The sequence below is a fragment of the Chryseobacterium sp. SNU WT5 genome (assembly GCF_007362475.1).
Taxonomy (GTDB): Bacteria; Bacteroidota; Bacteroidia; order Flavobacteriales; family Weeksellaceae; genus Kaistella.
This window is the reverse complement of record NZ_CP041687.1, coordinates 19,406-40,716: the sequence shown is the minus strand read 5'-3', so window position 1 is coordinate 40,716 and position 21,311 is coordinate 19,406. Positions and strand designations below refer to the sequence as shown.

The following is a 21,311-nucleotide window of genomic DNA, read 5'->3' as shown; positions in this document are numbered from 1 at the left end:
ATTTTAGTGGTTACTGATTAATTGCTCAAAGTTTATTGGGATATTCAGCTAGAGAAATAGCCGTTAGGTTTACTCCTTTTTATTCATTTTTATTAATTTAAATGAGGCACAATTATTTCATTACATCATGTCTAAATAATAATTTCATATGAAGGCAATTTGGAACGGTGCAATTGGATTTGGGTTAGTAAACATTCCGGTTAAAATGTACTCTGCGGTGCAAGACAGTAATTTAGATCTAGATATGTTGGACAAAACCGACTTATCGAATATTAAGTTTAAGCGAGTCAACGAAAAGAGCGGAAAAGAAGTTAAATGGGATCATATTGTTAAAGGTTTTCTTCTTGACGGAAATTATGTTGTTTTGGATGCGGAGGATTATACTGCCGCAAGTCCCGAAAAAACAAAAATTTTCTCCATTGAGCAATTTGTTAAAGAAGCAGAGATCGATTCTGTTTACTTTGAAGTTCCCTACTTTATTGAACCTCAAAAAAATGCCGAAAATGCTTATAACCTATTACTAAAAGCACTACAGAAAACCAAAATGGCTGGTATAGGGACTTTTGTAATGCGCGACAAAGAAATCTTTGGGATGATCCGTCCCTATGATGATAAAATATTGATTATTAATAGACTACGTTTTGCTCAAGAGATTAGAGATTATGGTGATCTAAAGATACCTGAACAAAAAATTCCAAAATCAGGAGAACTTAAAATGGCCATTTCATTAATCGAGCAGACTTCGAAAAAATTTGATCCTAAAGCTTTTAAAGATTCCTACGCCGATGATCTAATGAAAATTATTAAAAAGAAAGCGAAAGGTAAAAAAATGAAAAAAGCGAAAGAGACTCCTACAGACAGTGGTAAAGTTGTTGATCTTATGGCACAGTTGAAAGCGAGTTTGGAAGGGTCTAAGAAAAGTAAAAAAGTTTCCTGAAAATGGCTTTAGAAGAATACAATAATAAGAGGAAATTCGATGAAACTTCTGAACCGGAAGGTAAAGAAAAGAAAACTGCTGGAAAACTTACTTTTGTTATTCAAAGACATTCGGCTTCAAGACTACACTATGATTTTCGCCTGGAAATGGACGGGGTTCTCAAAAGTTGGGCAGTACCGAAAGGTCCGTCCTTGGATCCCAAAGACAAGCGGTTGGCAATGATGACGGAAGATCATCCCTTTTCCTATAAGGATTTTGAAGGTTCCATACCCGAAGGGAATTACGGTGGTGGTGAGGTTGAAATTTGGGATTCTGGTACCTACGAACCATTAGAGAAAGTGAAAGGTAAAAGTGACGACTTAGTGATGCGTCACGATCTTCACAAAGAATCACTCAAATTTATACTGAACGGGAAGAAATTGAAAGGAGAATTTGCGTTGGTTAAAATAAAAAATTCCAAGCAGGGAAATGCGTGGTTATTGATTAAGCATAAAGATGATTATGCCATTACAGATTATGATGCAGAAGACCATGTTCCCCGAAAATCGAAGGTAACGATACGTGAAGAAAGTCGTCATAGCAAAAAAAAGACGATATCGGAAAAGACCTATCACCATTTTACTCCTTCTTTGAGTGGCGAGAAAAAATTAAAAGATTTTATTTTACCAATGTTGGCGCAAACTGGTGAGAAATCATTTGACGATAAGGATTGGGTTTTCGAAATTAAATGGGATGGCTATCGGGCAGTTGCTGATCTGCGAAACAAAGACCTGCTACTCTATTCCCGAAATGGACTTTCTTATGCCGAAAAGTTTTATAAAATTGTAAAAGCATTAGATCATCAAAACTATTCAATGGTTTTAGATGGAGAAATCGTAGCGTACAATGCAGACGGGAAACCTGATTTTCAAGCGTTGCAAAAGATCGGGGAAAATCCCGATTTAGCAATGACCTACCAAGTGTTTGATTTACTCTGGCTCAATGGACATTCCACCGAAAAATTGACCTTACTGGAAAGGAAAGAGCTCTTAAAAGAAGCTTTGGTAGAAAATGAGATTATTAGATATTGTGAACATATTCCCGAGAAAGGCAGTGATTTTTTCAACCAGATTAAAGCGTTCAATTTGGAAGGAATGATCGCTAAGAAAGCTAATAGTACGTATTCTGAAGGGGTTCGAAGTAGTGATTGGTTGAAAATAAAGTTTCAAAATACAGAAGATGTTCTTATTTGTGGATTTACAAAGCCTAAAGGGTCAAGAAGTAAATTTGGAGCACTCATATTAGGTTCTCTTGTTGACGGGAATCTACAATATTGTGGGCATGCTGGGAGTGGTTTTTCCGATGCTTCATTGAATGAATTACACGAAAAATTTAAACATTTTATTACCAAGGATTGTCCATTTGAAACTATTCCAAAAACAAATACTTCACCCACTTGGATGAAGCCCGAACTTGTCTGCGAAATAAAATTTACCGAGAAAACCAATGATGGGATATTCCGACATCCAGTTTTCATGGGGCTTCGAATTGATAAAGAGAAGGAAGATCTAGAAAATGAAAGTGCGATTCCCTCCCAACTGACAGGCAAGAATCCTTTGACCAAAAGAAAGACAAAAACTGTAGAAGCTACTACGAAATCTGAAGGAAATAAAACAAAACATAAATTGGTACGCTTAACTAATCAAAACAAAATTTACTTTCCAGGAACTGGAATTACGAAAGGGGATGTTGTAAATTATTATCAGTCAATTTCAAAATATATTTTGCCTCATTTAAAAAGCCGACCTCAGTCACTAAACCGTTTTCCAAACGGAATCGAAGGACTAAATTTCTATCACAAAGATGCGGGTGATACTGCACCGGACTGGATAGAGAAAGTTTCTGTTTTTTCAGAATCTAATGAGAAAGATATACAGTATTTAATTTGTAATACTGCAGATGATTTGGCATATCTAAATAATTTAGGTTGTATTGATTTAAACCCATGGAATTCTACAGTTGATCATTTAAATAAACCGGATTGGTTGGCTCTCGATCTCGATCCATCTGAAAAAAATACGTTTGATCACGTAATAGAGACTGCCCTTTGTGTAAAAGAAGTTCTGGACCAATCGAAAATTAAAGGTTTTTGTAAAACATCTGGAAGTACCGGGATACATATTTATATTCCCATGGGCGCGCAATATGAAGTGGAACAAGTGAAAAACTTTGCTCATATTCTGATGCAAAAAGTAGAAAAACTTTTACCTGATTTGACGACGTTGGAACGTAGTCTTAGCAAACGCAGTAAAGAGAAAATCTATTTGGATTATTTACAAAACAGAACCGGGCAGACCTTAGCAAGTGTTTACAGTATTCGGCCAAAACAAAATGCACCAGTTTCAATGCCTATTCAATGGGATGAACTTAAAGAAGGATTAAAAGTTACAGATTTCAATATTCACAATGCTTTTGACAGAATTAAAAAGAATGGCGATTTGTTTAAACCTGTTTTGGGAAAAGGAATTGATATGTTGAAAGCGTTAGAAAATCTGGCTAATGATTAAGAAAAATTTACTTTGCAGTCTACCAGGAATTTAGCACTTTCTTGTGCCCACAATCTATAGGTTATTTCTGAAGGATGGATGCCATCACTAAAAAAATCACGAATTGTTTGATTATCATTTAATTCATTCATCCATTTTTCAATATCTACTTCTTCTTTGGTAAAATAGATATTTCCGTTTTCTAAAGTTATTTTGTGAAGATTTTCCACAAGTAAATTTTTATGATTACCCAAGACGAACTGCATTTGTTTTGTAAGCGCCGGAAATACTTCAATAGTAGGTAATTGAACAAATAAAATTGGGGTTTCAGAAAATTTATTTCTTAACGCAATAATAAGTAATTGTACGTTTTTTTGCCAATTTTTGAGTAGGGTCAGTTCAAAAGAATCATTGGCACCAATTCCGAGAACCAGCAAATCACAATGAGTTTCTGGTATTTTAGGAATAATCCGTTGGTGGATTTTCTCCACATTATAGCCAGTTTTCGCGTAAACTTTCCAGTCGATATTGCATTGAATTAAAAAACTTAATTCTTTTGAGAAATGTCCAGCAAAACTATTTTTATGAAAATCTGAGCCCAGTCCTGCAAAAGAACTTTCTCCAATGAATAAAATAGTTAAGCTTTTATCAGCATTAATATCCACTGAACCTTGTGGATTTTTGGCTTCAGGTAAAATTTGAAGTTGTCTTTTAATTCTTTTTCCCTGAAAATAAATAATGGGTAATAGAGGTATAGATCTTAAAATATGAATAAAATAATTAGTCTTCATTACGAATTATCACTATTATTTTTTAAAAACTACGGGCAAAATCTCATTTTCAAGCAATCCATATTTTTTGATCGTTTCTCTAGCGAATTTCTTCGAATAGAAATTGACATCTACCTCAAAACCTGCGTTTCTTAACCGGTCGAAATAATCCATTCCATACCAACGAACGTGATCATATTGTCCGAAGTGTTTTTGTCTTTCTTTCGGATCTTTAATAGAGAAATCTTCATACGATTTCTCTAAAGAGTTCTTCATCGGCACTTGGAAAATGCCCCACCCTCCTTTTTTCAGGACTCGGTATAGCTGGCTCATGGCTTTCTGATCGTCTTCGATATGTTCTAATACGTGATTGCAAAAGACAACGTCATAACTTTCATCTTCAAAAGGTAAATCCAATATATCTGCTTTTACATCGACAATTGGTGAATACAGATCTGCAGAAGTATAGTTCAGATTCTTCATTTTTTTGAACCTGCGCAAAAACTCCTGTTCAGGTGCAATATGAAGAACTTTATAGTCTTTTGTGAAAAAATCGGTTTCATTTTGAAGATAAAGCCACATCTGGCGATGTCTTTCTAAACTTAGTGTTCCAGGTGACAAAGCATTCTCCCGCTGTTTTCCATAACCGTATGGAAGGAATTTTCGGTATGATTTACCATCAATAGGATCAGTAAAATTTTCACCTTTAAATAGTAAATAGATGAATGGCCGTAAGAATATACTCAAATTAATGAGCAAAGGTCTAGGGATTTTATTTAAAAGAAAATGAGTAATTTTTTTCATTAAAAGTCCATTGTAAATGGTTTTTCCTCGTCGGTTACAATGCCCAATGCTTCATAGATATACTTGTAGGTGGATAAAAGAACAGGTTTCCCGGCAATGATACAGACATCATGCTCGAAATGTGCGGAAGGTGACATGTCCAGAGAAGTAACCGTCCATCCATCATCATGAAATTTAACTTTTTCTGTGCCTAAGTTAATCATGGGTTCAATTGCCAGCGCAATTCCGTCTTTTAAAACTTTACCACTTCCTTTTCTTCCGTGATTGGGTACTTGTGGATCCTCATGCATCTTTTTTCCCAAACCATGTCCAACTAATTCCCTAACTACTCCATATCCGTGCGCTTCACAATAAGTTTGGATGGCATTTGATATATCACCTACCCTTTTGCCACGTACACATTGCTCAATTCCCTTATAAAGAGATTCTTTGGTAATACGCAGTAATTTTTTTATTTCAGGTGTTACTTCTCCTACTTCAAAAGAATAGGCATGATCTCCATAAAATCCGTTCATATAAACACCACAGTCTACAGATAAAATATCACCATCTTCCAATGGTTTATCATTAGGAATCCCGTGTACAACTTCGGCATTTGGTGAAATACACAAATTTTTAGGGAAGCCATACATTCCCAGGAAAGCAGGTTCACCGCCATGATCCCGAATGAATTGCCCACCCAAGTTATCTAGATGTAAAGTTGTAACTCCAGGTTTAATCTCTTTGGCAAGCATGCCTAGCGTTTTAGAAACCAATTGTGCGCTTTCCCGCATTAATCGTAGTTCCTCTATGGTTTTTAATTGTATCAATTTATAAAACTATTAAATTTGTGATAAAAAAATTCTTTTGTAACTTTTGTTACCAAAATAAACCTTTCTTCTTATCTTTTTTCATTTTTGAATAGGCCAGTACTTCTTTTCCTTCTACTCGAAATTCTATTCTATCATTGATGATATTATAAATTTCTCCCCAACCTGGGAAACCGCCAAGATTTCTATCGTCTATAAAAAGGTCAGCATCAATTTTTCTAGAAGCTTGGGAGTGATCAAACACCTCGCCTTCGAAACTCGAATTTATCGCATAGAATTCTACACCATTTTTTCTGCAAAATTCTACTGCTTCCTCTAAACTTTTACCATGTCGGTAAGTCCATAAAATCAGTCTGTAACCTTCAGATTGTAATTTTTTTAGTGTTTCAAAAGCAAATATTTTTGGTTTTCCGATTCCAGGATAAGCATCATCAACTACCGTTCCGTCGAAATCTATAGCAAGTTTTTTACTCGTTTTCATTATTTAAAATTTCAGAATTGCAAAGGTAGTAAAATTCAATTCTAATCTATTTTATACCTGATTTCTTTTCATAATAAAAAAAGCCAAAGTTTGTACGAGTTACAAACTTTGGCTATAAATAAATATGATACGTTTTTACGACTTAACCCATTTAAAATTCCAATCTAAATCAGGTGTAGCGATACGATCCGTAATTCTCTCCAAACGTATTGGTAATTTCATTAGATATTCCTGTGCTTTTTCCGCTTTCTCATTAAGCTCTGTAATCTGGTCAATTTTCCAGTCAGCGAGCAATTCTTTTAGGATGTTGATATAATCATGTCCTGTATAAACCATTGCGCGTTGTGCGGCATCTGAAAAATGCTCCCATAATTCACCTGCTTTCTGCCCGGATTCACGCATCAAATGTGCTGGCATCACGATTTTTTTTCGCATCATATCTTCGAATGCTAACATCATTTCAGATGGATCTAATTCGAAAATTCTCGTTACGAAATGCTTATATGCTTTGGCGTGTCTCGCTTCATCTGCAGCGATAACTCCACACATTCTGGATAGTTTGGTGTTGCCACTTTGTTTTGCCAAAGATCCCACACGACGGTGTGATATATTGGTTGCAGTTTCCTGAAAGCTGGTATAAACAAAATTTCTATAAGGGTCCATGGTGGTACCGATATCAAATCCGTCTTGAATTAAATAATGGGTAGTGATTTCCATTTCCCTCATATTTACCCTACCGCATAAATAAAGATATTTATTAAGTAAGTCTCCATGTCTATTTTCTTCTGCAGTCCAGCTTCTCACCCATTGTGACCAACCACTTCTTTCCTCTTGGTCTACCCCATCGATTCCCATAATCCAAGACTCATAACTTGGTAGAGCTTCCTCTGTAATACAATCGCCAATTAATGTGACAAACAGGTCGTAACCCATTTCTCTGGCATAAGTCTGTAACTCATCTACATCATATTTGAAGCTATCAGCAGAAGGATCTGGTAAAAAATCTGTCGGTTGCCATATTTTTTCTGCAGGTGTTAAGTAGGAGGAAATGAATTTATCAACATCTTTCCCTAACGTCCGCATTACTTCAATTCTCATCAATTTATTATACATCTATACTTTTTTTGAATGTTACAAAGGTAAATTATTTATTATTTATGACATATTAAATTACGAAAAATAGGTTCAAAAATGTTATATATAGTAATAAAAAATATTTGAAACCTATTTGCCCTTAACTCACTAGGATATCGCCTGTCATTATTGCAGGAATTTCTATTCCCATTACTTTTAAAATACTTGGAGCAACATCGCCTAACTTTCCAGGTTTTAAATTCCAAGTACGATCTTTATCCATCACAATCAAAGGAACTAAATTGGTAGAATGCTGTGTATTTGGACTACCATCTGCATTGATCATAAAGTCAGAATTTCCGTGATCTGCAAGAATAAATACGGCATAACCATGTTCGTAAGCTGCAGAAGCTACTTTTGAAATACATTCATCCACCGTCTCTGCAGCTTTTACTGCGGCAGAAAAGACTCCTGTATGACCTACCATATCGGCATTTGCGAAATTTAAGCATATAAAATCTGCTGTTTCATTTTCTATTTCAGGTATTATTTTTTCTGTAATATCGTATGCAGACATTTCGGGCTTAAAATCATAAGTTGGAACTTCTTTTGGACTTGGACATAACAATCTTTTCTCACCATTAAATAGATCTTCACGTCCTCCTGAAAAGAAAAAGGTAACATGCGGATATTTTTCTGTTTCAGCAACACGAATTTGAGTTTTCCCATTCTCTTCTAAGACTTCGCCCATCGTTTTTTCTAAGACTTTCTCATCAAAGACGACATGAATATTTTTGTAATCCTTATCGTAATTTGTCATGGTCACATAATAAAGGTTGAGCGGACTCATGCCAAATTCAGGAAAACTTTGCTGTGACAGAGCTTCGGTGATTTCCCGACCTCTATCTGTTCTGAAATTGAAACAGAATACTACATCATCATTTTCTATTTTTGCTGTAGGTAAACTGCTTTCTTTTAGACAGATAATAGGTTTTAAAAATTCATCTGTAATTCCTTTTTTATAAGATTCTTCAATAAGTTGAAGTGGTTCTCTTGTTGGTTCTCCGAGTCCATTAACCATTGCGTCGTATGCTAGCTTTACCCGTTCCCATCTTTTGTCACGATCCATTGCGTAATATCTGCCAGTAATGGTAGCTAACTTTCCGGTTGTTATGTTCATATGATCGATCAACTCTGCGATAAATCCTTTTCCTGAATGTGGATCACAGTCACGGCCATCTGTGAAGGCATGAACATAGACATTATTATTCAATCCATATTCGTGTGCGGCAGTCAATAAACCTTTAAGATGATTAATGTGTGAATGTACCCCACCATCTGATACCAATCCAATAAAATGGACCTGTTTTTTATTCTTTAGAGCGTATTCGAAAGCTCGTGTTATTACATTTTCTTTTCCTAGAGTTGCATTGTCCACCGCCATATTAAGTTTGACCAAATTCTGATAAACAACTCTACCTGCTCCTAAATTCATATGCCCCACTTCTGAATTCCCCATTTGTCCGAAGGGTAAACCAACTGCAATTCCACTCGCTTCCAGTGTAGTGTGTGGAAATTTTTCGTAACAAGAATCTATAAATGGAGTTTTAGCTTGGGCGATTGCAGAAACTTTGGGGTCTGTTCCTATTCCCCAACCGTCAAGTATTGCTAAAATAGCTTTTTTCGACATTTTTTTTAAATTTTGATTGTATACAAATTTAGTGATTTACAAATAATCCCTAGCTTTTAAAGTCGGTTTTTTAGTAAAAGTTCTATTGTGAGTTATAATTGATTATCTCATTTCAATAATTTTTCGAATGCTCTTCTTGGAGAACCGCGAAAGTAAACTTCACCACAGTAAGTATAATTGATCTTCTCTAAAATCTTCAGCATTCCGACATTGTCATAATTGGTATCTACTTTAAGGCTTTTAATATTTTGATCTAGAGCAATTTTCTCAACTTCATAAAAAATTTTAGTGGCAATTCCTTGTCCTAATTGATTTTCCGAGACTGCAACCCTGTGTATTACTACATAAGGAAGATCAGAAAGCCATTTGCCTTCTATTTCTTCATACGCAGGTTCGATCGCGGAATCTATCGCAACATATGCGATAATTTCATGATTCTTTACACCGACAAACCCTACCTGCTTTTTAATATCATTCATTATAGTTTCGGAGTTAGGATAACCATCTTGCCACTGGTTACTACCATCATTTTTTCGTCGTAAAATTGCCTGTTGGATGATTGGCCAAATCATTGGAATGTCTTGTTCAGTTGCAATTCTTAATTTGAAGTCGTTTGAAATATTTGTCATTCTTTATTCTTAGTAACACAAATTTAATTAACATATTCGGCACCTCTGCTTTCATAAAGTCAAACTTTTTAATTATTTTTATAAAAAACAAGAAATGAAAAAGAAATTGGTTGTTCTTTCCGGAGCTGGAATTTCTGCTGAAAGTGGGGTGAAAACTTTTAGAGATTCAAATGGGTTATGGGAAAATCACAAAGTTGAGGATGTTGCAAGCCCGGAAGGTTTTAAAAAAGATCCGAAACTTGTTCTGGACTTCTATAATGCGAGACGAAAACAACTTTTAGAAGTGGAAGCCAATAACGCCCATTTTATCTTAGCCGAATTAGAAAATGTGTTTGATGTAGAAATTATTACGCAAAATGTAGATGACTTGCATGAACGCTCCGGTTCTACGAAAGTGTTGCATCTTCATGGAGAATTGAAAAAAGCAAGACCCATTAATTCAGATTCTGGAATAATTACCTGGGAGAAAGATTTAAATATTGGCGATTTCGATTTTGAAGGTGTTCAGTTGCGACCACATATTGTCTGGTTCGGAGAAATGGTTCAGGAAATGGACACTGCGATGGAGATTTGCTCTGTTGCAGATTTATTTTTAATTGTGGGAACCTCGATGAGCGTTTTCCCCGCTGCAAGTTTAATTAATTATCTTCCTCAAAATTGTGAAGTCTTTGTAATTGACCCCAATCTGAGCGGTACATATTCCAAAAAAGAAAATCACTTTCGAACATCTGCTACTGAAGGAATGGAATTGTTTAGAAGTAGAATAATAAATAATTTTTCGGATTAAAATTCATCAAATTATCAAGTTTCGGACAAAATAAAAAGCCAGTTAAAACCAGCTTCTTATTTTTTTTCTATTTGTGTTTTTAGAACGATGCAAACATATAGTTTTTTAAATATCCAGTATCGGGTGAAATCACCTAATTTTTGCATAATTCATGTTTTATTGCAAACAAAACAATTCCTACCCTTGTTTTTACGTTCAGTTTTGCAAATACCGAATCGCGATAACCATCTATTGTACGCGGACTTACACACATTTTTTCGGCTATCTCTTTATAAGTTAATTCTGAACAGGCCATTTTTATAAAGTCCAGCTCCCGGTCTTTTAAAGAATCAGTTATTTCATAATTTGCCTTTACCTCTGCTTTTATTTTTAAAAGACTTTGAGTAACAATGTCAGTGTAAAAAATTCCTTTTTCATAAACAATATTGATGGCATCAAAAAGGATGTCTGGAGACATATCTTTTAAGAGATAACCCTTTGCACCAGCTTTTAACATGTTGATAATTGTGGTTTCATTATCTTCCATCGTTAGGACAATCACTTTTATATCAGGATACTTTTGGGTAACTTCTGCAGTAGTTTCAATCCCATTTTTCTTAGGCATGTTCACATCCATTAACACCACATCTGGCAAAACTTTAGCCTGCTCTAATTGACTAAGGAAATCATCGCCATTACAGCAGTTAAGAACTACTTTAAATTTTGGATTAGAAGATATCATATTTTCAATAGCTTTTGAAACCAGCTTATGATCATCAACAATCGCAATTTTTATTCTTTCCATGTAACCTGTTTTTTATAGGTAATCCTAATTTGTGTTCCCAAATTTTTAGTAGATTTTATTATAAAATCAGCATTAATAATTTGAGCTCTATTTTTGATATTCTTTAAGCCACTTCCATCATTGATTGAGTTAGAACTAAAGCCGATTCCATCATCATGGATAGAAATAGTTATAATATCCAGAAATTCTTCTACTTCTATAGAAAGTTTATTCGATTTTGAGTGTTTGATTACATTTGTAATGCATTCCTGAATAATTCTGAAAAGGATTAATGCGTGATTAGAATTTATTTCTAAATCCTGATTGTTAATTTTGTAATCTACATCCATTAACTGCAGCCGCTCTATTCTGGATATTTCCCTTTCCAAAGACTCTACGAAACCAAAATGTTTTACTTGATTACTAATGAAAAGCTTCGATAAATTCCGAATATCCTGAATACACTCTCCGATCAGCATATTGATTTCTGAACCGATTTTCTTTATGTCTTCTTCATTACCCGAAGAAATTTTACTCATCATTAACCTGGCAACGGAAAGCTTTTGACCAAGATCATCATGTAGTTCCTGACCAATATAGTTAAGTGTTTGCTCTTTCATCTCTATTTGCGATATCGCTAATTCCTGCTCAAAGAGAGAGTCTTTTCTTTGCTGAAATAAAAGAAGTTGCGATTTCTTTTTGACGAAGACTCCATAGATAAGCACCATCATTAAGATAAGGATCATAATGATAAAGGTGGTTATGGCAAGTAGAAAATCAGTCTCTGATAAATTCACTTTTTTTAGTAATATTTTCTGCTAACAAAGCTCCCAAAATTAAAATGGAATATCCTATAAAATTAACAATAAATAAAATTATGAAAAATATTTTACTATTGATTTGTATTGGAGTATGTGTAATAATAAGTAATGGTGTTGTTCCAACATAATTTGCCATTAGCCCCACTGATACCCAAAAAGGATAATATGATTTTATTTTTAGAATTTTATTTGAGTTAAATGTTTGATGTAACAACAAAAATATGTTAATTAATAATAAGATAACTTGAATAAAATAGAAAAGTAATGGATAATTTTTATATGTTTCACCGAAGAAAATATTTATAAAAACAAAGCTGATTACAAATATAATAGACAAAACAATATTTATTTTTTTTGCGGTTCTTGATTCTAGACATCCACGGAAATACAGAAAAAACAGAATAAATACAGAAAAATTAATCATCATATTATAACGGACAGGAATACTAAAAGTTGGTTCTGATATTCTCATTATAAAAAGAAAGACCGAAGAAACCATTACAATTGCTCCTGCTGCCAGAAAATAAATAATTTCCTTTCCCAGTTTTTTCCGTTTTATAAGTAGCAAAACAAAAAGGATAACGACTAAGAGAATTTGTATACTACTTGCTACTTCTTGACTCCAGTATTTCATCTTTAAAAATTTATTTATAACAAATGTAAAGGTTATTACTTAAATCCAGTTGGTGAAATCACCTGTTTTGTGCGGATTTAAAGGGGCTATTCTTTTTGTCCATAAAGGAAAAATCCTTAATTTTAGCCTTTTAAATATTGATTGAAATCAGATAACTTCAAAAATGGGAATGTCAAAAACGTCAGGTATTGTTGAAAACTATTTACAAATTAAGTTGACTATTCCGGATAATGTAGCACTTATCGCAGTTTCAAAAAATCACTCCGTTGATAGTATAGAACGAATTTACAATACAGGTCATCGTGAGTTTGGTGAAAACAAAGTTCAGGAACTGGTGGACAAATACAATCAACTTCCGAAAGATATTAAGTGGCATCTGATAGGTCACTTACAAACTAATAAGGTAAAGTATATTGCTGAGTTTGTTGAAATGATTGAAAGTGCCGACTCCCGTAAAATTTTAGTGGAAATTGATAAACAAGCTGCAAAATACCAACGGAAAATAAAGGTATTACTTCAAATTAAAATCGCCGAAGAAGAAACTAAATATGGTCTAGAAATTCATGAAGCCAAAGAATTATATCAGGAATATCTAAATGGTGAGTTTCCTAATGTAGAAGTAAAAGGTTTGATGGGAATGGCAACATTTACCGATGATGAGCAGCAATTAAAAAAAGAATTTTCTCTTTTGAAACATCTCTTCGATCAACTCTCTCATCAAAATAAATTAGAAACGCTTTCTATGGGTATGAGTGATGACTACCCTATCGCAATTTCCTGTGGTGCTAATTCCGTTCGTGTAGGTTCGGCTATTTTCGGGAAAAGATCATAAAATGATCCCCCTCTTAGGTATGAATATTGCTTCTACTTAAAATTATATTTAAATAAATTTTATCAATACATAAACTTAACTAATGCAAAAAATCTTAATTGTTGAAGATGAAAAAGCCATCTCTGGTGTACTTCACAGTATTCTTTCCGATGAACTCCCTGACTACGAATTTGTAATATCCGAAGATGGGTTAGAAGGTTTGAAGCAGATTGAAAAAGAAGATTTCGCATTAGTCGTTTCAGATATAAAAATGCCAAAGGTTTCTGGGACAGAACTTCTAAAACAAGCATTACAGTTAAAACCAGATACTACCTTTGTAATGATTTCCGGTCATGCAGATATTGATACTGCAGTTGATTGCTTAAAAACAGGTGCTTATGATTTCATCTCCAAACCGATTGATATTAACCGATTGATTACCAGTGTTAAGAATGCTTTAGATAAAAGGAATCTGCAAAAAAGTAACCAACATCTAAAGAATGAAAATATAACTTTAAAGAAAAAAGTTAATAAGAAATATGAGATGATCGGCGCGTCTCCAGCCCTGAAAAAAATTCAGGAAATGATTGAGAAAGTAGCTCCGTCCGATGCCAGAGTGCTAATTACCGGGCCAAATGGTGCCGGTAAAGAATTGGTCGCTCATGCAATCCACTCACAAAGTGACCGCAGTAAAGGCCCGATGATTGAAGTGAACTGTGCAGCAATACCGTCTGAATTAATAGAATCGGAGCTTTTTGGTCATGTTAAAGGGAGTTTTACAGGTGCAATAAAGGATAAGCAAGGTAAATTCGAATTAGCCAACAATGGAACTATATTTTTGGATGAGATTGGAGACATGTCTTTAATAGCACAAGCAAAAGTGCTTCGTGCCTTACAAGAAAGTAAAGTTTCTCCCGTTGGGAGCGATAAAGAGGTGAAAGTTGATGTTCGGGTCTTAGCTGCTACAAACAAAAATATGCAGGAAGAAATAAAATCTGGAAAATTCAGAGAAGATTTATACCACCGTCTTTCGGTAATTGAAATATATGTTCCCTCTTTAGATGAAAGGAAAGAAGATATCAAACTGTTAGTTAAGCATTTTGCAAAAACTATTTCTGATGAGCATGGTACAGCATTAAAGAATTTTGATGATAAAGCAATTAAGGCTTTAGAAAACTTCAGTTGGACAGGAAATATTAGAGAGTTACGAAATGTCGTAGAACGATTAATTATTTTAGGTTCTAACCCAGTATCTGAGGAAGATGTTGTTAGTTTCGTCAGAAAATAGAAAGAAAAAATATTTTACAAGTATTTATGTAAAAAGTCAGAGCAATTTTTTGTTCTGACTTTTTTTGGTGTTGTATTTTTAAAAAAAATTATTTATGGCATAGTAGATGATTGTAAATAAGGATAGATATTATATTAACATTAAAAATAATTTTATGGCAACTAAAACAACATCCAAAGGTAAAATTCAACCTAAAAAAGGTGCAGCAGATCAATTAAAAGATTTTATGATTGATGGGATTAAGGATTTATATTGGGCAGAAAAAGCGTTGGTGAAAAATTTACCAAAAATGGCTAAGAATGCGACTTCACCTCATCTTAAGACTGCTGTAAATGACCATTTAAATGAAACTAAAGTTCAGGTTAAAAGACTCGAAGATGCATTTAAAGCCCTCAAATTAAAACCGCAGGCCGTAAAGTGTGAAGCAATGAATGGACTTTTGAAAGAAGCCAAGGAAATTATGGAAGAAACGGAGCCAGGAGCTGTGCGTGACGCAGCGATTATCGCCGCAGCACAAAAAGTGGAACATTATGAGATCGCTTCTTATGGTACCATGGCAACCTATGCAAAACTTTTGGGCGAGAAAGAAGTTCTAAAGTTACTTTTAGAAACTTTAAAAGAGGAAAAAACATGTGATAAAGATTTAACGAAGCTCGCGAAAAGTGAGATTAACGTTAAAGCGAAATAATAAAAATAGCGGTCTAATGATCGCTATTTTTAATGATAATCATAAACTAAACGTTATCAATAAATTTAAATAAAAGTCGGCAAATTATTTGTTGTCTCTACGAAATAAAAAACATTCAATTTAGAAAGCAAAACTATAGCCGTTTTAGTAGCAAATGGTTGTGAATAGTTAGAATTAGAAAAGGCAATAAAAGCATTAAAAAAAATATTATTGCAGAGTATAGAAGGTAAATCTTAACAACTGTCCTAAATATTAAAATATGAAGCATCAAATCCCAACACACCGTATTGGTGCAGAAAGTATGGCGATCTCCGAGCTTGAATTACCTTCTGTTGGAGAAGCACGCACCCATTATCAAACTGTCAAAGCGCGGTTTTTGAATATCAATTCCTGGGAGTTATTTGCTGGTAAAGAAAAGGCAGAATTTTCCCTTAGAGACGAATACGGAAAGCTATCATTGGAAAAACCTAAAGTTGGAAATTACATAAGTATCAAAATTCCACTGCTTCATAATCCCGATGACGAAGGCATGGATTGGGTAAAAATTGAAGTATGTGAGGAAAATATTTCTGATGAGGAAGAATCTAATTATATACGAGTACGACCTGCCTCAAAACCAGGAAATTCTACTGATGAAATTACTCATTTCCTAAATAATGACGCTACTTCTAACTTCATTATTAAAAGAAATGGATGTAAAGTGACCGCAGAAGTAATTGCCAGAAATGAAGTTCCGAATACAAAAGATAAAACGGTTTTGGAAAAATTAAGAAATAAAATAGTCGCATTTGGAGGAATGTTGCTTGGCAGTAAAATTCAATGGGAAGGATTGACCAATGGTTTAATTGAATATGAAAAATAAAAATTATGTAGGCTGTTCGGGATATTCTGTCGGTTTTTGGAAAGAGATTTTTTATCCTGACCAATTACCGTCAAAAGATTATTTAAATTTTTATAGTAGAAGTCTAAATGCTGTTGAAGTTAATAGTACTTTTTATCGAAAGCCGAGACCTTCGACCCTAAAAAAATGGGTTGATGAGACGAATGCGGGTTTTAAGTTTTTTATTAAAATTCCAAAAACTATTTCGCATCTTAAAAAATTGTATGAAACTTCAATAGAAACTTCCGATTTTTGCCAATACATTGCTGAACATCTAAAAAATAAGTTGGCAGGATTTCTCTTTCAACTTCCACCTTCTTTTCATTACACAGAAGAAAATTTAAATAAGGTTTTAGACACCGTAGATGAAAGGTTCTTAAATGTGGTCGAGTTCAGACATCACTCATGGTGGACCTCAGAAATACAGGAAATTCTAAAATCAAAAAATATTGTCTTCTCGGGCGTTTCTATACCCCAAGATATTCCAGATAATTTTATTATTAATAACGATCAGTATTGCTACTACCGTTTGCACGGCGTTCCACAGATGTTTAAATCTGAATATTCTACTAATGAACTAGATGCCTTGGCGAAACATATCAAAAATTTTAAAGGAATAACTTATATTTTTTTTAATAATACATTTGGAACTGCCGCAATTAAAAACGCACTCAGTTTAAAAAAAATGTTATAAAATTAAATTTAAAGTACAGTTGGCAGTTTCAATGTACATTATAGAAAAGAAATTTTTGATTTAAAGTAAAAGCAGAAAGATTGCAGTAAATTTGCCGAAGATTTTTTTATAATTATGCAAATTCTAAATCCCGCTCTTTCCAAAAGATTATTTACACTCGCTCTTCCCGTAATGATTACCCAAGTTGGTCAGGTTTCTGTTCAGCTTTTTGATAATATTATGGTTGGAAAACTTTTGGGTGCAGATGCTTTGGCTTCCGTTTCACTTGCAAATGGTGTATTCTTTTCTGTTTTTGTTCTGGCGTTAGGTTTTTCTCTAGCCATTCCACCCCTAGTTTCAGAAGCACATTCTCAAAATGATCACACCACAATCAATCGGGTTTTTCGCCACGGTTTTGTGGTCAATATGCTTATTGGTATCTCGCTAGTTATTGCGATGCTCTTGGCGATGCCTTTATTATATCATTTGAATCAGCCAGAAAAAATACTTCCGGATACAGAAAGTTATCTTCGAATTACCATTATCAGTATTATTCCATTTATGGCGTTTCAAACCATGCGGGAAGTTTCAGAAGGTTTAAGTTTTACCATAGGTGTGACCAAGGCAACTATCATTGCGAATGTTATCAATATTGTTTTGAATTATATTTTTATTAAAGGAATTGGGATGGATTCGCTAGGTGTCGACGGTTCAGCCTATGCCTCATTTATCGCGAGAGTTTTCATGGTCATTTTCTTATTTTTTGTAATGAAGAAACATCCTACGACCAAAAGATATATGGACGATTTTAGTTTGAAAAGTAAACTTTTTCAGAAAAAAATGTTCAATAACTTAATTAAATTAGGTTTCCCAACTGCATTACAAATGTTTTTTGAGATTACTGCCTTTGCCGGTGCTGCATTTATCTGTGGGTTGATTTCTGCAAATGATATTGCATCTCACCAGATTGCTTTATCTATGGCGTCTTTTACCTTTAATTTAAGTATAGGTTTTAGTGTTGCATCAACGATTATGATTGGTCGGAGACAGGGTGAGAAAGATTTTTCCGGCCTCAAACAAGTGGGAATTAACAACTTGAAAATTGTGTTTATATTCATGGCATTTTGTGGATTACTTCTAATTTTGGGTCGAAATATATTACCGACATTCTTCACCCAAAAAGAGGACATAGCAGTGATTATGCTTGCTTCTAAACTATTGATTATTGCGGCATTATTTCAACTTTCAGATGGAGTCCAAGTTGTTGCGTTGGGTATTTTACGTGGTATTCAGGATGTGAAGATTCCATCGATGATCACCTTTGTTGCTTATTGGATTATTACCATGCCTTTAGGATATTTTCTTTGTGTAAAAATGAATATGGGAGCTTGGGGAATGTGGATCGCACTTGGCTTGGGATTGACCATTTCTGCAGTGCTTTTGGTAAGAAGATTTTTCAAGCTTTCGCAGAAAAAAATTGATCAAGCTGCAACCGCTTCATAGTTGAAAAGAGAAATGAATATAAATTGATCAAGTGTTACTAATGATTACTAACTGATGCTTAACCCATCGGAAAGAACACTTTCTCATATGCATTCATCAATACTATAATTTTTCTTTTGTAGAAAATTCTTAATTGATACTATGAATTTAACGAAACGAAAAATCCCTGAAGATCAATTTCTTCAGGGATTTTTATATATGGTCGATCATATACGTTTGCCGAATTATGCAAGACCGCAATTCACCAAAACCAAGTTCTGAGCACTATTTGAATAATTTTTTATTTAGAATTTCAATTATGAAGCTGAGAACAAATCAAAGAGGTCAAATAAAACACATAAACATAATGAATTTCCTGGTTTTTGAGCAATCGCTTCATTATTCCTTTTTCTTGATGATATCATGATTTGATCATCATTTGGATAGCAGTTAGTTGAAAACTAGTTCGTGATGGAAGAAAAGTTTTTGCGTAAAAGAACATTTCTAATAGGTGATTTTACAGTTTCTCTCATCCTTTTTATTGATTTTAATAATTTCATATTTAATGATGATTTTTCGCATCATGAATCCCAATACATTTGTATCACAAACTAACCAAAATTTTTTAACCATGAAAAAATTATTAGCAGGTGCATTCGCACTTATGGCAGTTACTGTAGGTTTCGCACAAGACAACCACGATGAAACAACTCAACTTGGTAATTTTAATAAAGCTAAAGTTGATCAGCACGGAAAGCAGAATTCCAACAACATTAAACAGGATGGAAATTCTAACAACGCAAAAGTTTCCCAGTATGGACAGTACAACTCCAACAAAACAATGAGCGTAGGAAACAAAAATGATGAATTAGTTTACCAAAGCGGTAAATCTAACAGCAATGATACCTGGCAGTTGGGTAATAGAAATGATGCTACTACAAAACAGTATGGCGAATTTAACAAAGTAAACCAAAAACAGAAAGGAGATGACAATTCTGTTTACGCGTTGCAATGTGGCAAAAGAAATGAAATCACCCAAAACCAAAATGGTGATGACAATAATGCAAGCTCGGAACAATATGGCAACGATAACAAAGCAGCACAATCACAAAAAGGGTATGACAATAACGCTTCTTCTTGGCAAAATGGTGCTAGAAATGTAGTTAGCCAAAACCAAAATGGAGATGGGAACTCTGCTAAAGGAACTCAAGTTGGTTATGACAACAAAATTAGTCAAACACAAACTGGTGATTTCAACAAAGCAATCGCTTATCAAATTGGAGATAGAAACTCGATTAAAGAAACCCAACTAGGAAATAAAAATTACGCAAATGATTTTCAAGATGGATGTGATAACGACATCGTTGTAAAACAAATTGGTAATTTACATGATCATGTGGGAATCCAAGTGGGTAACAGTAATTCACAAAACATTTTGCAAGAATCAGGTAATTCGAATGGTGGTGCATGTTGTACTCCTCTTATGCCAGATCCAAAATGTCCAACAAATTCAGGAGGTTGTTAGTAAAAAAACCATCTGATATTAATTCTACTCCTGGGAGGAACTATTAGGTAGTTTCTCCCTTTTATCCAAAATATATATATCATGAAAACTTTATACTTTATCATCCTGTTTTTTTGTAGTTATATGGTTCTTGGGCAGAGCATTAATTTTAACACGATCAACAGTGGAAATGTGCTTAATGCATTTATTTCTCCAAATGACCACTTAGCAGTGTCGTCATCAAAAACAGCTGTTATACAATTTGGAAACAGCAATACCACCAATATTTATGATAAAAGCAAGCAAAGCGATTTACTTATAAAACAAACAGGAAATTTCAATACTACTTTGATGTCGAATACAAATTCTGAATTAGAAAACAAACAAAAAGTAAATATTGAAGGTAACAATAACTATATAGATATCACGGGGAATAATAGCAATTCTAAGGAGATGCAGATTAATTTGAAGACGAATGATAAAATGATTTTTGTACGTCACTATTAAAATTAATTATAATGAATAATTTTCATGCAAATTTCTTATTTATTTTTCTCCTTCTATTATCGCTCAACGCTGTTGCACAAACTAATGCTGTTGTCGCCAAAATTGAAGTGGACAATATAGAAGGTTCACTAAAACTAAAAGCAATTGCAAAAAATGCTGGCGATCTCAATCAGTCTCTTAATTACATTTTTGTAGCAGTTAAAAAAGATCAACGGAAAAACATGTCTTCTTCTCAGCAGGAAAACAAATTTGTCCTTCTTCCGAACGAAACAAAAATTCTGTCAGAAATTGCTATTAATATTGGTAAGGACGACGCCTTAAAAGTTTATCTTTTTATAAAAGATGAAAAGACGGCTAAGCTTGTTGCAAAAGATAGCCTAGAATTAAACCCGAAAAACTTTAACATCGATGCGTCTTATGAAAAAGCAAGCAGCGAAGAAAATATGCAGTTGAAAGGTTTGATCATCAACGAAACAAAAACAAGAGTTGGTGACGATTTCTATGGAAAATTCTATTCCGTTTTAATGTTAAATGATCTTACATTTAATTTTAGAGTACTCGTCTCAGAGATACCTTCAACAGGTAAAAATACACAACTTCAGGTTTTTGCAAACGATGAAAATATACTCACTTTCGTTGCGAGACCCGAAGATGATTATTTGAATGAAGCTGTAAAACAAACGATTGTAAGCCTAATAAAATACGAAAAAGATCAGCAGGTCGATGATAAAGGTTTCATTTATTAACATATAAA

22 protein-coding genes are annotated in these 21,311 nt (G+C 33.9%); 12 read left to right on the top strand and 10 right to left on the bottom strand.

Annotated elements, in window-relative coordinates:
* Positions 1-148 precede the first annotated feature (148 nt).
* Positions 149-937: a Ku protein gene (locus tag FNJ88_RS00175; RefSeq protein WP_143851149.1), complete on the top strand. Its 789-nt coding sequence runs from the start codon at positions 149-151 to the stop codon at positions 935-937.
* A gap of 2 nt (positions 938-939) precedes the next feature.
* Positions 940-3,483: a DNA ligase D gene (ligD, locus tag FNJ88_RS00170; RefSeq protein ID WP_143851148.1), complete on the top strand. Its 2,544-nt coding sequence runs from the start codon at positions 940-942 to the stop codon at positions 3,481-3,483.
* Here ligD and FNJ88_RS00165 read toward each other — a convergent pair.
* The 7 genes from FNJ88_RS00165 to FNJ88_RS00135 all read right to left on the bottom strand — a co-directional run bounded on the left by FNJ88_RS00165 (position 3,480) and on the right by FNJ88_RS00135 (position 9,719).
* Positions 3,480-4,253, bottom strand: coding sequence for an SGNH/GDSL hydrolase family protein (locus FNJ88_RS00165; RefSeq protein ID WP_143851147.1), 774 nt, complete (start codon positions 4,251-4,253; stop codon positions 3,480-3,482). The genes ligD and FNJ88_RS00165 overlap by 4 nt on opposite strands.
* Before the next feature lie 15 nt (positions 4,254-4,268).
* Entirely contained in the window at positions 4,269-5,036 is a 768-nt protein-coding gene (locus tag FNJ88_RS00160; protein ID WP_143851146.1) for a class I SAM-dependent methyltransferase, read from the bottom strand.
* Positions 5,036-5,845, bottom strand: a complete 810-nt coding sequence (gene map, locus FNJ88_RS00155) for a type I methionyl aminopeptidase (protein ID WP_143851145.1) — start codon at positions 5,843-5,845, stop codon at positions 5,036-5,038. Before map ends, FNJ88_RS00160 begins: the two co-directional genes overlap by 1 nt.
* Positions 5,846-5,894: 49 nt before the next feature.
* Positions 5,895-6,326 carry a BT0820 family HAD-type phosphatase gene (locus tag FNJ88_RS00150; RefSeq protein WP_143851144.1) on the bottom strand — a complete coding sequence of 144 codons (432 nt, stop codon included), beginning with the start codon at positions 6,324-6,326 and terminating at the stop codon, positions 5,895-5,897.
* A 135-nt stretch (positions 6,327-6,461) separates the two neighbouring features.
* Positions 6,462-7,439 (bottom strand): acyl-ACP desaturase, encoded by a 978-nt coding sequence (locus FNJ88_RS00145; RefSeq protein WP_143851143.1) that lies wholly within the window; start codon positions 7,437-7,439, stop codon positions 6,462-6,464.
* Between the two features lie 121 nt (positions 7,440-7,560).
* On the bottom strand, positions 7,561-9,090 hold the full coding sequence (gene gpmI, locus FNJ88_RS00140; RefSeq protein ID WP_143851142.1) for a 2,3-bisphosphoglycerate-independent phosphoglycerate mutase: 1,530 nt from the start codon (positions 9,088-9,090) through the stop codon (positions 7,561-7,563).
* A 107-nt stretch (positions 9,091-9,197) separates the two neighbouring features.
* Positions 9,198-9,719, bottom strand: coding sequence for a GNAT family N-acetyltransferase (locus FNJ88_RS00135; RefSeq protein WP_143851141.1), 522 nt, complete (start codon positions 9,717-9,719; stop codon positions 9,198-9,200).
* 94 nt (positions 9,720-9,813) lie between these two features.
* On the opposite strand from FNJ88_RS00135, the gene FNJ88_RS00130 reads away from it, so the two are divergent.
* Entirely contained in the window at positions 9,814-10,506 is a 693-nt protein-coding gene (locus FNJ88_RS00130; protein ID WP_143851140.1) for a Sir2 family NAD-dependent protein deacetylase, read from the top strand.
* A gap of 133 nt (positions 10,507-10,639) precedes the next feature.
* Here the strand turns inward: FNJ88_RS00130 and FNJ88_RS00125 are convergent, their stop codons facing one another.
* The 3 genes from FNJ88_RS00125 to FNJ88_RS00115 are packed head-to-tail and all read right to left on the bottom strand — an operon-like array spanning position 10,640 to position 12,724.
* Positions 10,640-11,290, bottom strand: coding sequence for a response regulator transcription factor (locus tag FNJ88_RS00125; RefSeq protein WP_143851139.1), 651 nt, complete (start codon positions 11,288-11,290; stop codon positions 10,640-10,642).
* A complete protein-coding gene (locus tag FNJ88_RS00120; RefSeq protein ID WP_143851138.1) occupies positions 11,278-12,066 on the bottom strand; it encodes a sensor histidine kinase in 789 nt (262 codons plus the stop codon). Before FNJ88_RS00120 ends, FNJ88_RS00125 begins: the two co-directional genes overlap by 13 nt.
* Positions 12,047-12,724: a hypothetical protein gene (locus FNJ88_RS00115; RefSeq protein WP_143851137.1), complete on the bottom strand. Its 678-nt coding sequence runs from the start codon at positions 12,722-12,724 to the stop codon at positions 12,047-12,049. The genes FNJ88_RS00120 and FNJ88_RS00115 overlap by 20 nt, the downstream gene beginning before the upstream one ends.
* Before the next feature lie 169 nt (positions 12,725-12,893).
* Between FNJ88_RS00115 and FNJ88_RS00110 the strand changes: the two genes are divergently transcribed.
* The 9 genes from FNJ88_RS00110 (at position 12,894) to FNJ88_RS00070 (ending at position 21,303) form a co-directional block, all read left to right on the top strand.
* Positions 12,894-13,556, top strand: a complete 663-nt coding sequence (locus FNJ88_RS00110; RefSeq protein WP_143851136.1) for a YggS family pyridoxal phosphate-dependent enzyme — start codon at positions 12,894-12,896, stop codon at positions 13,554-13,556.
* An 82-nt stretch (positions 13,557-13,638) separates the two neighbouring features.
* Entirely contained in the window at positions 13,639-14,823 is a 1,185-nt protein-coding gene (locus FNJ88_RS00105; RefSeq protein ID WP_143851135.1) for a sigma-54-dependent transcriptional regulator, read from the top strand.
* A gap of 154 nt (positions 14,824-14,977) precedes the next feature.
* Positions 14,978-15,511 (top strand): ferritin-like domain-containing protein, encoded by a 534-nt coding sequence (locus FNJ88_RS00100; protein ID WP_143851134.1) that lies wholly within the window; start codon positions 14,978-14,980, stop codon positions 15,509-15,511.
* Positions 15,512-15,770: 259 nt separating this feature from the next.
* Positions 15,771-16,373: a hypothetical protein gene (locus FNJ88_RS00095; protein WP_143851133.1), complete on the top strand. Its 603-nt coding sequence runs from the start codon at positions 15,771-15,773 to the stop codon at positions 16,371-16,373.
* Complete coding sequence (locus FNJ88_RS00090) at positions 16,363-17,085, top strand: DUF72 domain-containing protein (RefSeq protein ID WP_143851132.1); 723 nt, start codon at positions 16,363-16,365, stop codon at positions 17,083-17,085. The genes FNJ88_RS00095 and FNJ88_RS00090 overlap by 11 nt, the downstream gene beginning before the upstream one ends.
* A 114-nt stretch (positions 17,086-17,199) precedes the next feature.
* Complete coding sequence (locus tag FNJ88_RS00085) at positions 17,200-18,567, top strand: MATE family efflux transporter (RefSeq protein ID WP_143851131.1); 1,368 nt, start codon at positions 17,200-17,202, stop codon at positions 18,565-18,567.
* Between the two features lie 610 nt (positions 18,568-19,177).
* The gene (locus tag FNJ88_RS00080; protein WP_185145836.1) at positions 19,178-20,071 is read left to right on the top strand and encodes a hypothetical protein; all 894 of its coding nucleotides are present in this window, start codon (positions 19,178-19,180) and stop codon (positions 20,069-20,071) included.
* Between the two features lie 81 nt (positions 20,072-20,152).
* Positions 20,153-20,557 (top strand): hypothetical protein, encoded by a 405-nt coding sequence (locus tag FNJ88_RS00075; protein ID WP_143851129.1) that lies wholly within the window; start codon positions 20,153-20,155, stop codon positions 20,555-20,557.
* Between the two features lie 11 nt (positions 20,558-20,568).
* Complete coding sequence (locus tag FNJ88_RS00070; protein ID WP_143851128.1) at positions 20,569-21,303, top strand: CsgE family curli-type amyloid fiber assembly protein; 735 nt, start codon at positions 20,569-20,571, stop codon at positions 21,301-21,303.
* Positions 21,304-21,311: the final 8 nt, after the last annotated feature.